This is a genomic window from Neorhizobium sp. R1-B (assembly GCF_004368875.1).
GTDB lineage: Bacteria > Pseudomonadota > Alphaproteobacteria > Rhizobiales > Rhizobiaceae > Neorhizobium > Neorhizobium huautlense.
On record NZ_SOEM01000002.1, the window covers coordinates 259,315 to 271,625 of the forward strand.

The following is a 12,311-nucleotide window of genomic DNA, read 5'->3' on the forward strand; positions in this document are numbered from 1 at the left end:
GGTAGTCGCTCTAAGGCTTTCTGATCTTAAATTTTTCGTGAGGAGGAGGTTGAACATGAAAGGTGAAGCGGTAACGCTTGAAGAAATTGATAAGAGCTTTGCTAAGACTGCGGTCGTTCGCAACGTCTCGATTGCCGTCCAGGCAGGCGAGTTCTTGTCGCTGCTTGGTCCATCAGGTTCTGGGAAAACAACCCTGCTAATGATGATCGCAGGATTTGAGACACCCAATCGCGGGCGCATCAGTGTCGGGGCGCGGGATATCACCTTTGAAGCTCCAAACAAACGCGACGTGGGCATGGTGTTCCAAAGATATGCGCTGTTCCCACACATGACGGTAGCGCAGAACATCGCTTTTCCACTGCGAATGCGCCGCTTTGGTAAAGCGGAGGCTCGCGATCGTGTTGACGCGATGCTGGCCACGGTACAGCTAGAGGGGTTTGCCAACCGTTTGCCGCAGCAATTGTCGGGCGGACAGCAGCAGCGGGTCGCGCTCGCAAGAGCCCTGGTTGCCGAGCCGCCGGTCCTGTTGATGGACGAGCCCTTAAGCGCCCTTGACAAGAAGCTGCGTGAAACCCTGCAGATCGAGATCAAGCGGATCCAAAAACGTCTCGCCGTCACGGTCGTCTACGTCACCCATGATCAGGAGGAGGCGCTGACAATGTCGGATCGCATAGCGGTTATGGCGGAGGGTGAATTGATGCAGATCGGCGCTCCGGCCGACCTCTATCACCGGCCGACCAATGCATTCGTTGCCGGTTTCATCGGCAAGATGAATTTCCTCGACGGTGAATATCTTGGTCAAGATGGCGGTGAGGCGGTGGTCCGCCTTACCCAAACAGCGACGATAAAGGGCCCGGTTTCCATCGCACCTGCGGCTGTCGGTCAGCGTTTGACCGTTGCCATTCGTCCCGAGGATTTAAACGTCACGCCACGCGAAGGTTCATCGTCGCAGGGCTTAGCAGGCACAGTTGAAGCGGCCCTCTTTGTGGGGGCGGTCTATATCGTCTTGGTTGCGATTGAGGAACGTCCCGGCAAGGTCTTTGAGGCACGGTTGCCAGCCGCCGGCGGGGCGCAGCCATTCGTTGCGGGCGACCGAGTGAACATCACCTTTGAACCGCATGCGCTGCGGGTCTTTGTCAATCAAAAAAGGCAAGCGGCATGACGACACCAATGCGCATCGGAAAATTTGCTGGGCGGGCTGCTGCATCCATGACCAGCAGTCCATCATGGCGCCAATATCCTCTCGGCGTGTCGGTATTTTTAATCGCGCCGCTCTGCTTGCTACTCGGTTTCGGATTTGTCTATCCGGTGGGGCGCCTGTTGGGCCAAAGCTTCTTTGCGCCGGAATTCGGGCTGGACAACTATCGCCGCCTTCTCGAAACACCACTTTATATGCGCGTACTGGCCCGAACGGTCTTCGTTGCCTTGGTAGTAATGTCGGCAAGCCTGGTCCTCGGTTATCCGGTGGCATTGGCCATGGCAAGGCTGAGGCGCGGTCTTTCAAACCTGGTCATGGCCTGTGTATTGCTGCCGCTTTGGACCTCGGCATTGGTGCGCTCCTATGCGTGGATCGTGATCCTGCAACGGCGCGGTCTGGTCAACGACGTGCTTTTGGCATCGGGCGTGATCTCCCAACCGATCAAGCTCATATATACCGAAGGTGCCGTCATCCTGGCAATGACGCATGTGCTCGTGCCCTTCATGATCCTGCCGGTCTTCGGAGCGATCCGGGCAATCCAGCCGGAATTGGTACAGGCGGCGCGAAATCTCGGAGCGGGCAAGACGACGGTATTTGCAAAAGTCCTCCTCCCGCTCAGTCTGCCCGGTATCTTCGCCGGCTGCCTCATGACCTTCATCCTTGCCCTTGGCTTTTACGTGACGCCGGCTCTCGTCGGTGGTCCAAGCAGCCTCCTGATGGCAACCCTAATCGGCCAGCAGACAACAGAGACGCTCGATTGGGGATTTGCCGGCGCGCTTTCCACCGTCCTGCTTTGCGTTACCCTTTTGATCGTTCTCTTGTTCCGCAAAGCACTTTCTTACAATAGGGGGATTTCCAATGTCGCCTGACGCGGAGTTCGCGCTTGCAACGCGCCAAGTGGAAGAGGGTGGTGAGGGCCTTTTGCTGCTGCCTCGCCGCCGCCGGTCGCTTTCAAACTTCCTCACTTCGACGGTTGCAGGCTTTTTTCTGTTCCTCATTCTGCTCTTCCTGGTTTTGCCGATCATTGTCATTTTTCCCATGTCGTTTGGCAGCGCCAGCTATCTTGAGTTTCCTCCGCGCGGCCTGACGCTGAACTGGTATCGGCAATATCTGTCGGATCCGGACTGGCGCGCCGCCACCTTTTTCAGCGTCAAGATTGCGCTGGCGACGACCTTCTCGGCGACGATGGTCGGCACGCTTGCCGCCATCGCCTTCGCAAGGGGCAAGTTTTTGGGAAAAAGCCTGTTTCAGGCCTTGACGCTAAGCCCGATGATCATTCCCCACATCGTCATCGCGGTGGCCGTGTTTATCGCTTTTTCGCCGCTCAATCTGTCCGGTAATTTCTTCGGTTTTTTGATCGCCCATACAATGCTTGCGGTGCCCTATGTCGTGCTGACGGTGGTTGCCGCCCTTGAGCGTTTCGACACGACCCTCGAGCTTGCAGCTCTCAATTGCGGCGCCGGTCGCATCCGCGCCTTCTTCTCAGTTGTCTTGCCCAATATCCGGGTCGGCGTTGCCAGCGGAGCCGTATTTGCGTTCCTGGCTTCCTTCGACGAGGCGACGGTTGCGTTCTTCCTGTCCGGCGTCGAAGGAAAGACCATTACCCGAAAAATGTTCGAGGACATCGACTTTAATCTGACGCCAGTCATCGCTGCGGTGTCGGTGGTACTCACCGTCATATCGCTGATCGTGATGGGCGTATTGCAGGCCTTCAACCGCGCTACCGTCTCAGCACAGCGCTGAGCACAAAGATCATCAACAGCATAAACCAAAGGGGGCATTCCAATGTCTATTGTGCCTGTTCATTTGTGCAGATCGAACAACCAAGCTATCTCGGCGCCTCGAGCGCATTTGAATTTTGCCACGTGCTTGCTTGCTTTCTCCATTGCTGCGGCTAACCCCTCGTTCGCGGACCAGCAGATCGTGATTGCCACCACCGGCGGCACCTGGGAACGCCAGATGCGGGAGCATTTCTTTGACCCCTTCACCAAAGAAACCGGCATCAAGGTCGTGACGGTCTCCGGCACGGGGACGGAAAATGTCGCCCGCGTCAAGGCGATGGTGGCGACCGGCAAGATCGAATGGGATCTTTATCAGGCAGGCGAGATACAAGCCGCCTCGGACCTGCACCGGACCCTCAACGAAGACATGACGGCGTTTTGCGCCGACTATCTGGCTGACAAAGATCTGCTTCCAGATGCCTGCAACCGGTCTGGCGTGCTGTCTGGCTACGGCACGACATTGATGGTCTATAACACGGAGAGTTTTCCCAAAGGTGGACCTTCGAACTGGAGGGACTTTTTCGATGTCGAGCGATATCCAGGTCCAAGGGCCCTACCGAATTTCAACGATCCCTGGCGGGTCATGGCAGCAGCGCTACTTGCCGACGGTGTCGAGCCAAAAGTCCTCTTTCCGCTGGATGTCGATCGGGCCCTGAAGAAGCTTAATGACCTGAGGCCGCATGTCGGGCTTTGGTGGAAGACCGGCGATCAGTCGACGCAAGGGTTCAGGACCGGCGAATATGTGATCGGGCAAATCTGGCAGACCCGTGCGGCGGCTTTGAAGCAGGAAGGCCAGCCGCTCGCCTGGCGCCAAGACCAGGCGTTTTTGGTCGGGGACCGATGGGCATTGATCAAGAATGCACCCAATCGCGATAACGCGATCCGTTTTCTTCGCTATTTCCTCGATCATCCAGATGCACAAGCCAAGGTGTGTGAGGCGCTGGTCTGCACGCCTGCTCGTAATTCTGCGGCGATGGCCATGGGGGAGGCGGCACGCGCCATGGTTCCGACGTCGCCGGAAGTGTTCGACCGGCTGATCAAGCCGGATGCGGAATGGATCAATGCCAATACCCAGCTTTTGATCGAGCGCTGGAATGAATGGAACCAACAATAGTTTTCATTTGGCTACCTATGGGAGGTATATGATGACAGGTGGACCTTTTTGCATCGCTGTCGGTCGGTTCTATCACGAGTCCAATCGGCTTAACCCGCAACCGGCTGCACAAGAGCAGTTTGAGATCGAGCGGGGCGGGGCCGTTTTGAACGCTTCCGGTTCAACCTTGGCCGGAATTGTGAGCGAACTTCAGGGCGAGGCGATCGTCCAGCCGACAGTCTCCGTCGCCGCGCCGCCGAGCGGCTTGATCGACCATGAGTTTTACGAACAGGTCGCCCAGGAGTTTTTGGACGAGATCGAAAAACTGAAGCCTGATGCGGTGGTCCTCGACCTGCATGGCGCTGCTGCCACGAGTCGGCTTGCCGACCTAGAAGGGGATCTCCTTTCGAGGTTGCGGGCGTTGGTTGGGCCGGCGGTGCCAATCGGTATTGGTCTCGACCTCCATGCGCATCTTACCGATGCGATGCTACGCAGCACCGATATCTGCATTGCCTGCAAGGAAAATCCGCATTCCGATGTGGTAGAATGCGGCGCCAAGGTTGCAAAGCTTGTGCTTGAGGTTCTTCGGGGTTCGCTGTCACCCGTCACCACCAGTATTCGCGTGCCAATGATCTTGCCCGGGGCTGGCGAAACCGCCTCCGGGCCGCTTGGGGAAATCCATGCAAAAGCGAGAGCGATCCAGAAGGTCTTGCCTGAGATCATCGATCTGTCGATCTACAATGTCTTTCGTTACGCAGACGATCGCCATATCGGCCAGGTCATTACGGTGATGACGAATGGACCCCGACCCGTTGCAGCGAAGATCGCAAGCGATCTGGCCGCAGACTTTTGGCAATACCGGGAACGGTTCAAGGATGACCTATTGTCGGTTGACGCTGCTTTCTTAAGGATTCGCGATCACGCGCAAGCAAGGCCTTATGTCATGGCGGATATGGGCGACCGTATTCTTGCCGGCGCTCCAGGCGATAGCGTAATTTTGCTGTCGGCTGCACTCGACCAGTTCACCGATCTCAAGGGCGCGTTGACGATCACCGATCCGGATAACGCCAGGACTGCCGTCGCTGCCGGGATGGGGGCTACGGTAACTTTGGAGGTCGGAGGGCAAATCACACCGGGCTTTGTTCCGCGCCAGGTGACGGGAAAGGTGATCCATGTCAGCGATGGCACCTTCACTCTGGCTGGTCCGTTTCATGGCGGCGAGGCCAGTTCGCTCGGTGACACGGCTGTCCTGTTGATCGAGGAACGGATATTCCTGGTTTTAACCAGCAAACCGGCCTTCAGCCATGATCCGGCAGTCTTCACCAGCCAAGGGATTGACATCGGCGCCATGGATTTTGTGGTTGTCAAATCCGGATACCATTTCACGATGAACTTTGCCGGTATCGCAACGCCGCTGCTCGTCGAAACACCGGGAGTGGGCTACTACAAGAAGGGTATCTTTTCATATGAAAAGTCTCGCTTTTGGCCCGAGCATGAAGTCGATTCATCTAAGATCACTGCGGTAGTTTACGCTGGTGTCAGGGCGATGACCGACAACAAATGCCAAGCCGTTGCTTAGCAGTATGAGCGCTCCATCCTGAGGGAGAATAGATCCTCCACGGTGATCCGCCGTATATCCTGGCGCAGACGCCAATGGCTAAGGAGATTGAAAATATGGCGCCTTGGTCCACGCAAGAGGGAAAGCCACGGCCAGCGATCGTCATCCGTCAGTGGTTGGCCACGGCTCATTTGGGCGACGATTTTCGATGAGCGCAGGCCGTCACCATCGTGATAGGACGCGCTTAGCCGCTCGGCGAGCGCAGCACCCACGACGGATTGCCCGAACCGGCGACGCCCGTGAGGACGATACGTCGCGGCAGCTCAAAGCGAAGCTGTGATGCCGCCGTCGACGTAAAGCACGTGTCCGTTCACAAAGGAGGACGCGCCGGAGGACAAGAAGATGCAAGCGCCGACCAATTCTTCCACCTTGCCCCAGCGGCCGGCTGGCGTGCGCTTTTCGAGCCATGTGGAAAAGGCCGGATCAGCCACGAGCGCGGCGTTCAATGGCGTATCGAAATAGCCAGGCGCGATCGCATTGCATTGCAGGCCGTATTTCGCCCAATCCGTCGCCATACCCTTGGTAAGGTTGCCGACGGCGCCTTTGGTCGCGGCATAGGGGGCAATGCCGGGACGGGCAAGTGCGGTCTGCACGCTCGCAATGTTGATGATCTTGCCCGCCCCGCGCTTGATCATGTGGCGTGCAACGGCTTGGCCGACATGAAAGACGGTCGAGATATTCGTTTTTAAGAGGCGCTCGAAGGCATCTGCGGGAAAATCCTCCAGCGGTGTCCGGTGCTGCATCCCGGCATTGTTGACGAGGATGTCGATCGCCCCGACTTGCGCCTCGAAAGTGTCGATAGCTGCGCGCACGGCCTGGTGATCGGTGGCGTCAAAAGCGAGTATATGCTTTGCTCCCAGCTTTTCGGCGGCCGCCTCTAACTTAGCCTGGTCTCGACCATTCAAAACGATCTCCGCACCGGCCCCCGCCAGACCGCGCGCCAAGGCAAAGCCGATGCCCTGTGAGGAGCCAGTGACAAGCGCGCGTTTGCCCTTTAGATCAAAAAGTTCAGTGCTCATCTTTTCCTCCCGAAGCGGTTCGTTGCTTCGTATATCAACTGAAGTCGATCTGGGTTTTGATCGATTGTCCCTTGTGAGGCCATCTCGAAGGCTTTGCGCGTATCCGGTAGTGGCAAGGTATGGGTCATCAACGGATTGACATCGATCAGGCTGCCCTGCATCAAACGGATCGTGGTTGCAAATTCTTCGTGGAAATGCGCAGATCCGGTTCCTTGGCAGTAATGGCTATCATTGCAAGCTCATGTCACCGCCGAGACACGCGCGGGCCGTTTAGTCTTCATCGGCGCGCTGATTGCCCACGAAATCGGCGAACGCGCGGGTAAACTGATCCTCGATCTGCTCGACGGAAAGCGAGGCGTTCCGCACATTACGATTAAACCAGAGCTTATAGGCCGCAAGACGAGCCGGTAACGCGTCTCTGGCTTGGTCGGGATTGCGGCCACAAAACGCCTCCAAGGCTAATTTCTATAGCAGCGATCCACTCAATGTGGGGAAGGCAGAGAGGTGTCGGAGCGCTTCATCTCGTAAAATCGGAAAGTTACGCCCCGATGTTCGGTCATGCCGCGATAGGAAAAGCCAAGTGCCGTTGTCATCTTCTGGGAGCGGATGTTTTCCGGTCGAATAACGGAGACGAGCCTATCGATCGGAAGACGTTCGAACGCATAGGCGACGATTGGTCTTAGAGCCTCTAGCGCAATCTTCTTGCCGGAACTGAACCCAAAGAGGCAGCAGCCGATCTCGATATCGTGTTCATCATAGTGTCTGAGACCTGCCCGCCCGACAAAGGTGAGGTCGCCATTGGCTTGGCGCTGGTAAAGCATCCAAAAGCCGTAGCCGTACCGCCGCCATTCATCGAGATAAAGCGCAAGCCTTGCGTCGGATTGTTCGCGGCTCAGCGGCTTGCCCTGCATGATCAACTCCACCACCAGCGGATCGCAATGCAGTCTATAAAGCGCATCGCCGTCGCGCGCGCTAACTGGCCGCATGAACAGCCTTTCTGTTTCCAGATTCATCACGCTCTCTCCATCGCTATCCAGCGTTACCTTAGCGTTTCAGTGATCGCAGCACCGTTTCGAAAATTTCGCCAAGATGTGAAATGTCGGTCTCCGTCATCGCAGTGGAGAGTGCTCCAAGACCGATCGGCGACAACAACACTCCGTTTTGGCGCATTCGGATGACAACTGATTTCAGTCGGGGATCGCGCGCTTACCCAAAAGTGTCGGCGTAACTCGAAATCTGTTCAGAGCCGATAAAGAGGCGGAAAAGCGATCCTTGGCCGGTGATCGCGCCTTGGGTGCGGGCATTCGAAGTTTGATGCGCGGGTATTGCCGCCCGGCATGACATCCAGCGCTTGCAAATATGCGGCTCGTGAACGTTCAACCGACATCGTTAGGGCTCCTTACCTTGCGGCAGGACCTCAATGAGCGCACGGCAGAGACTTGCGATCTCTTCCTGGGTATGGCTTGCCGTTACGCAAACCCGCAGACCCGCCTCACCTTGCGGTACCGTCGGAAAGAAGATTGCGGAGGTGTAAAAGCCTCGATCGATCAGCTTTCGAGCCGTGCTGATCGCGCTTGCCTCATCGCCGATCCTGATGGTGCGGATGGGAAGCGGCAGGCCCCGCTGAGGTGTCTCAAATAGCCGGTCGAACTGCTCAATTCGTTCGCCAAGGGCAATCTGGCGGTGCAAGAGGTCAACCCTGCGATGCAGTCTTGCTGAGGCAAGTGCAGCGCCGAGACCGGCCACGTTGAGGGAGGCGGAAAACGCATGTGCTATCGCAAATTGGCGGAAGAGTTTTTCATGGTTCTCGCTACCAAACATCAAAAGACCGCCTGACGCGCCAAAACCCTTACCGAGAGAGGCGGCGATGATCGTCCGATCGCCTAGAGCACCTCGAATTTGCGAACGTGCAAAACCCTCTCCCTGGCGGCCAAAGAGCGAGATGCCATGCGCATCGTCGATGTAAAGGAAAAGCCCATATTTCTGTTGAAGGGATAGAAGCTGATCAAGAGGTGCTGCGCCACCCATGGAATAGACACCATCACAAATATATGCAGCGAGGGGATTTTGTCTGCAGATCTCTTCGAGTGTGGAAACGTCATTGTGGTCGATCGTGACAACGGCGGTTTCTGCGCCAAGCGTTGCCTTATGAAACGCGAGCGTTGCATGCGCGAAGCGGTCAAAGACGATGACCGGTTTCTGTTCTTTTGTGAGATGGCCCGATGCAAGAAGCGGAAGTGCGCTCATATTGGCCGCAAGAACGCTCGAATAGACAATCACGGAAGCCCCAAACAGATCGGCGAGATCCTCCTCAAGCGTCGTCGATAATGCGAAATTGAGACGCGTACGGGCGCAAGACCAATGCAGGCAGCGATAGTCTTTTACGGCGTCGATTGCGCCAGCGGCGATTTCTGGATGGTTGTCTAGACCGAGATAGGAGCAACGAACGAAATCCAGGAGACTGCGAGCACCAGAGTTAAGATCAACAGAAACGTGCCTTTTCTCCAAAGGTCTGGCAGACAATCCCATCACTTCTGTTTGGTAGGCGAGATCAAAATGCGGGCGGGCCTTGTCGATCATTGCACGGGTGTTGCGTGTGGCTGTGATGGAGACAGCAGCGGCTCCCTCATGAATTGAATTTATGGCCATTTTACCCTCCAGATCAACTGTAACGAGCATAGGGGCGAAGCTAGACGGAGAAAGTGATATCTTTTATATCATCTTGATATATCTATCGAATATCCTCTGTTTAGTTCGGCATGTTTTGGGACGAAGAGCTTCCTTGTTCTTTCGACAGTCAAAAAATCGAGAATTTTATGCTCGTAATGCTTGCATTGGAAATCTGATAGTGTATAAGAATATTGAGCAGCCATGCTGCTTGGGGCTTCGAATCCCCATAGGTCGGTCCGTGCCACCGGAAGGCAACACTCCTCTATGGTCGGGGAGCCTGCGGCGTATAAAACAGGCTTAGCCGAAGGCCGCAGGGGCTGAATCTATCGGCATTCGAACTCCCCGATCACCAGGTTTTCTAACCAGCGGGCGAAACGTCCGCCCTGGAGGAGTTCATGACGCATGCAGTCGTTCGCCGAGCCCTATCATTGCAAGCAGGGGAAAAAACCGTCGATCAGTTGGTTGGCCAGCAAATCCGACTCCGCCGCACCCATTGCGGTTTGACGCAGACAGGGCTCGGAAAGCGGCTGGGGGTTTCATTTCAACAGGTGCAGAAATATGAGACCGGCGCCAATCGGGTCAATTCCTCGACCCTTTATGAAATGAGCCTCATTTTGAAAGTTCCCGTCGAATTCTTCTTCAGTGCGCTGCCAAATCCAATGCGCGAGGGAGCCGAAATGGGGCCTGAATGGGCAGGAAGGCTTGCCTATATCTCGACGCCCGAGGGGCAGCACCTTGTGGATGCCTTCCAGGATCTGCCGATACCGGTTCGCGCCAGTATTTTGGGGATGGTGCGAACCCTGGCAAGAGTGGGAGGCCTGGCGGCGGATGAACTGACGCGTCCAGCCGCCGAATCTGTTGCCTGACAGAAGTTTTTATTAGCTGTTCTTAAGACTTGTCGCGATTGCTGGCTGATGCCTATCGCGGCGCGATCGAACCTGGGAAAGGCCATTCCTCGTCAGCAACGAACTTGCCTAAAACCCACTTCAATGTCCTGGAATAGTCCAGCAGATTGTACAGGAAAAAGTCAGGACCAAGCGGCCAACTCGGTCTTCGTGGCGAAACATCGGTTGAGCCCAATGGGGCTCGCTGACGGTACATATAAATAGGTCCGGAACACTGACAGTGGCGGTCGCTGGGCCTCCGCATCGTTGGCGAATCCGCACTACCGCCACATAGGCACTGTGTGGGCGCAGTCATCATTGCCTGATACTGTTGAAATCAAACCGATATGATAATGTGGCGACGGCTCTTTCTGCTCAGCGATAGTTGGAAATAAAGGTTTGATGGAGAAAATTTTGCGCGACCAAGACGAATTTCAAGCTCAAGCGAGCGCAATTCGCATCCGCATCCTTGATGTCCTGGCGCAATTGCCGTGGGATGGCCTCAGGTTCAAGCATGAAATTCCAGGGCTTTCGCTCTATAGCGTCGTTGAGCCCGTCGGGCCTTTTTTCACTTTGTATGAGCCCAGTCTCTCGATCATCATCAAAGGAAGCAAGCGCGTCAGCGTCGGGGATAAAACGCTTGTCTACGACGAGTCCTGTTTCTTCCTAACCCCCATCGGTCTGCCGATGACAGGTCAGATCTGCGAAGCGAGCAAGTCGGAGCCGTATGTGGCCGCCATGCTGCGCCTGGATCTTGAGGCACTTCGGCGCCTGATCGTAAACTACGAATTGCATCCGCCAGTTTCATCTGACCGTGACCAAGACCGCGGCGTCGTGGTGGGTCGGGCCACGCCGGAACTGTTCGACGCCTTCTTGCGCTTGATTTCGCTTGCGAATTCGCCTGACGACATGCCCTTCATGGCAGCACACATCCAAGATGAGATCTTCTACCGACTGCTGACCAGCGAACAGGGGGCCAGGCTGCGCCGTTATGCACTTGCCGGAACGAATAGCAATCGGGTGGCGAAGGCGGTCGCCTGGCTAAAGGAGAATTACGTTCTGCCGCTTCGCCTCGACGAACTGGCGGAGATTGCAAATATGGGTGTGTCCACGCTGCATCATCATTTCCGGGCGATGACGGCCATGAGCCCGCTGCAATTCCAGAAGCATCTGCGGCTGCATCATGCGCGGGAACTGATGCTGTCAGGATCCCTCGATGCGGCGACGGCCGCGCTCAGGGTCGGCTACGAGAGCCCGACTCAATTCAACCGGGAATACCGGCGAATGTTCGGTCACCCGCCGCTACGTGCCGTCAAGGCAATCCTCAATTCGGATCAGCCGAACAGGCGCAACTCCGTCGGTTAGAGCGATCGGCGATCGGATGAAGCGATCCGGGCTGCCTGTAGTGTAACGGGTAAAATAAACAGAACGTGACTGATCACGACAGGATTGAGCAATAATCAGGCAGGATCGAACCTATCGGCAGTGAGCGTCGTCTTTTAAGTTTGCGGCGCAAATGACGAAATCGGAAGGTCGAAACCGGTCGGGTTGGCGCGAAATTCCGCCCGTCGCAACGTAGGACGAACGCCATGGTGACTTTAACGATCAACGGCAAAGAACATAAAATCGAAGCCGAAGCGGATATGCCGCTGCTCTGGGCGATCCGCGATCTAGTCGGATTGACGGGAACGAAATTCGGCTGCGGGATGGCGCAATGTGGCGCCTGCACCGTTCTTCTGGACGGCGCGCCGGTGCGTTCCTGTCAGACATTCGTCAGTGATATCGACAACGCAAAGGTGACGACCATCGAGGGGCTTGCGGGCAAAGTGGCGGAAACCGTGCAGATCGTCTGGGCCGATCTCGACGTACCCCAGTGCGGTTACTGTCAGTCTGGCCAAATCATCTCGGCCACCGATTTACTTACCAACAATCCAAAGCCGACCGATGATGATATCGACGCTGCGATGGCGGGCAATCTCTGTCGTTGCGCCACCTATCACCGAATCCGTGCCGGGATTCACGAAGCTGCCAAGCGCTTGGAGGCCTGA

The 12,311-nt window shown here is 56.2% G+C and carries 12 protein-coding genes; 8 read left to right on the top strand and 4 right to left on the bottom strand.

The features are described from left to right. Positions 1-55 precede the first annotated feature (55 nt). The 5 genes from EDE05_RS04025 (at position 56) to EDE05_RS04045 (ending at position 5,651) form a co-directional block, all read left to right on the top strand. On the top strand, positions 56-1,162 hold the full coding sequence (locus EDE05_RS04025) for an ABC transporter ATP-binding protein (RefSeq protein WP_105371958.1): 1,107 nt from the start codon (positions 56-58) through the stop codon (positions 1,160-1,162). After that, positions 1,159-2,067, top strand: a complete 909-nt coding sequence (locus EDE05_RS04030) for an ABC transporter permease (RefSeq protein ID WP_162712505.1) — start codon at positions 1,159-1,161, stop codon at positions 2,065-2,067. Before EDE05_RS04025 ends, EDE05_RS04030 begins: the two co-directional genes overlap by 4 nt. Beyond that, positions 2,057-2,941 (top strand): ABC transporter permease, encoded by an 885-nt coding sequence (locus EDE05_RS04035; protein ID WP_105371957.1) that lies wholly within the window; start codon positions 2,057-2,059, stop codon positions 2,939-2,941. The genes EDE05_RS04030 and EDE05_RS04035 overlap by 11 nt, the downstream gene beginning before the upstream one ends. A gap of 108 nt (positions 2,942-3,049) precedes the next feature. Beyond that, positions 3,050-4,093 (top strand): ABC transporter substrate-binding protein, encoded by a 1,044-nt coding sequence (locus EDE05_RS04040; protein WP_245422831.1) that lies wholly within the window; start codon positions 3,050-3,052, stop codon positions 4,091-4,093. Beyond that, complete coding sequence (locus tag EDE05_RS04045; RefSeq protein ID WP_132409748.1) at positions 4,074-5,651, top strand: M81 family metallopeptidase; 1,578 nt, start codon at positions 4,074-4,076, stop codon at positions 5,649-5,651. The genes EDE05_RS04040 and EDE05_RS04045 overlap by 20 nt, the downstream gene beginning before the upstream one ends. Before the next feature lie 302 nt (positions 5,652-5,953). On the opposite strand, the gene EDE05_RS04050 is transcribed toward EDE05_RS04045, so the two are convergent. The 4 genes from EDE05_RS04050 to EDE05_RS04070 form a co-directional block, all read right to left on the bottom strand. Further along, complete coding sequence (locus EDE05_RS04050) at positions 5,954-6,709, bottom strand: SDR family oxidoreductase (RefSeq protein WP_105371954.1); 756 nt, start codon at positions 6,707-6,709, stop codon at positions 5,954-5,956. A gap of 270 nt (positions 6,710-6,979) precedes the next feature. Next, the gene (locus EDE05_RS04060; RefSeq protein WP_112823799.1) at positions 6,980-7,165 is read right to left on the bottom strand and encodes a hypothetical protein; all 186 of its coding nucleotides are present in this window, start codon (positions 7,163-7,165) and stop codon (positions 6,980-6,982) included. A 26-nt stretch (positions 7,166-7,191) separates the two neighbouring features. Further along, positions 7,192-7,722 (bottom strand): GNAT family N-acetyltransferase, encoded by a 531-nt coding sequence (locus tag EDE05_RS04065; protein WP_105371952.1) that lies wholly within the window; start codon positions 7,720-7,722, stop codon positions 7,192-7,194. 376 nt (positions 7,723-8,098) lie between these two features. After that, a complete protein-coding gene (locus EDE05_RS04070; protein ID WP_245519861.1) occupies positions 8,099-9,388 on the bottom strand; it encodes an aminotransferase class I/II-fold pyridoxal phosphate-dependent enzyme in 1,290 nt (429 codons plus the stop codon). A gap of 386 nt (positions 9,389-9,774) precedes the next feature. Here EDE05_RS04070 and EDE05_RS04075 point away from each other — a divergent pair, with 386 nt between their 5' ends. From EDE05_RS04075 to EDE05_RS04085, 3 genes are all read left to right on the top strand, one after another. Beyond that, the gene (locus EDE05_RS04075) at positions 9,775-10,245 is read left to right on the top strand and encodes a helix-turn-helix domain-containing protein (RefSeq protein WP_105371949.1); all 471 of its coding nucleotides are present in this window, start codon (positions 9,775-9,777) and stop codon (positions 10,243-10,245) included. A gap of 420 nt (positions 10,246-10,665) precedes the next feature. Continuing rightward, positions 10,666-11,628, top strand: a complete 963-nt coding sequence (locus EDE05_RS04080; RefSeq protein ID WP_134100261.1) for an AraC family transcriptional regulator — start codon at positions 10,666-10,668, stop codon at positions 11,626-11,628. 224 nt (positions 11,629-11,852) lie between these two features. Continuing rightward, the gene (locus EDE05_RS04085; protein ID WP_105371947.1) at positions 11,853-12,311 is read left to right on the top strand and encodes a (2Fe-2S)-binding protein; all 459 of its coding nucleotides are present in this window, start codon (positions 11,853-11,855) and stop codon (positions 12,309-12,311) included.

Excerpts from the sequence above, each read along its gene's own strand:
- EDE05_RS04085 (WP_105371947.1), top strand. The coding sequence starts at position 11,853 with ATGGTGACTTTAACGATCAACGGCAAAGAACATAAAATCGAAGCCGAA.
- EDE05_RS04030 (WP_162712505.1), top strand. The coding sequence starts at position 1,159 with ATGACGACACCAATGCGCATCGGAAAATTTGCTGGGCGGGCTGCTGCA.
- EDE05_RS04075 (WP_105371949.1), top strand. The coding sequence starts at position 9,775 with ATGACGCATGCAGTCGTTCGCCGAGCCCTATCATTGCAAGCAGGGGAA.
- EDE05_RS04025 (WP_105371958.1), top strand. The coding sequence starts at position 56 with ATGAAAGGTGAAGCGGTAACGCTTGAAGAAATTGATAAGAGCTTTGCT.
- EDE05_RS04035 (WP_105371957.1), top strand. The coding sequence starts at position 2,057 with ATGTCGCCTGACGCGGAGTTCGCGCTTGCAACGCGCCAAGTGGAAGAG.
- EDE05_RS04080 (WP_134100261.1), top strand. The coding sequence starts at position 10,666 with ATGGAGAAAATTTTGCGCGACCAAGACGAATTTCAAGCTCAAGCGAGC.
- EDE05_RS04050 (WP_105371954.1), bottom strand. The coding sequence starts at position 6,709 with ATGAGCACTGAACTTTTTGATCTAAAGGGCAAACGCGCGCTTGTCACT.
- EDE05_RS04070 (WP_245519861.1), bottom strand. The coding sequence starts at position 9,388 with ATGCTCGTTACAGTTGATCTGGAGGGTAAAATGGCCATAAATTCAATT.
- EDE05_RS04065 (WP_105371952.1), bottom strand. The coding sequence starts at position 7,722 with ATGAATCTGGAAACAGAAAGGCTGTTCATGCGGCCAGTTAGCGCGCGC.
- EDE05_RS04045 (WP_132409748.1), top strand. The coding sequence starts at position 4,074 with ATGAATGGAACCAACAATAGTTTTCATTTGGCTACCTATGGGAGGTAT.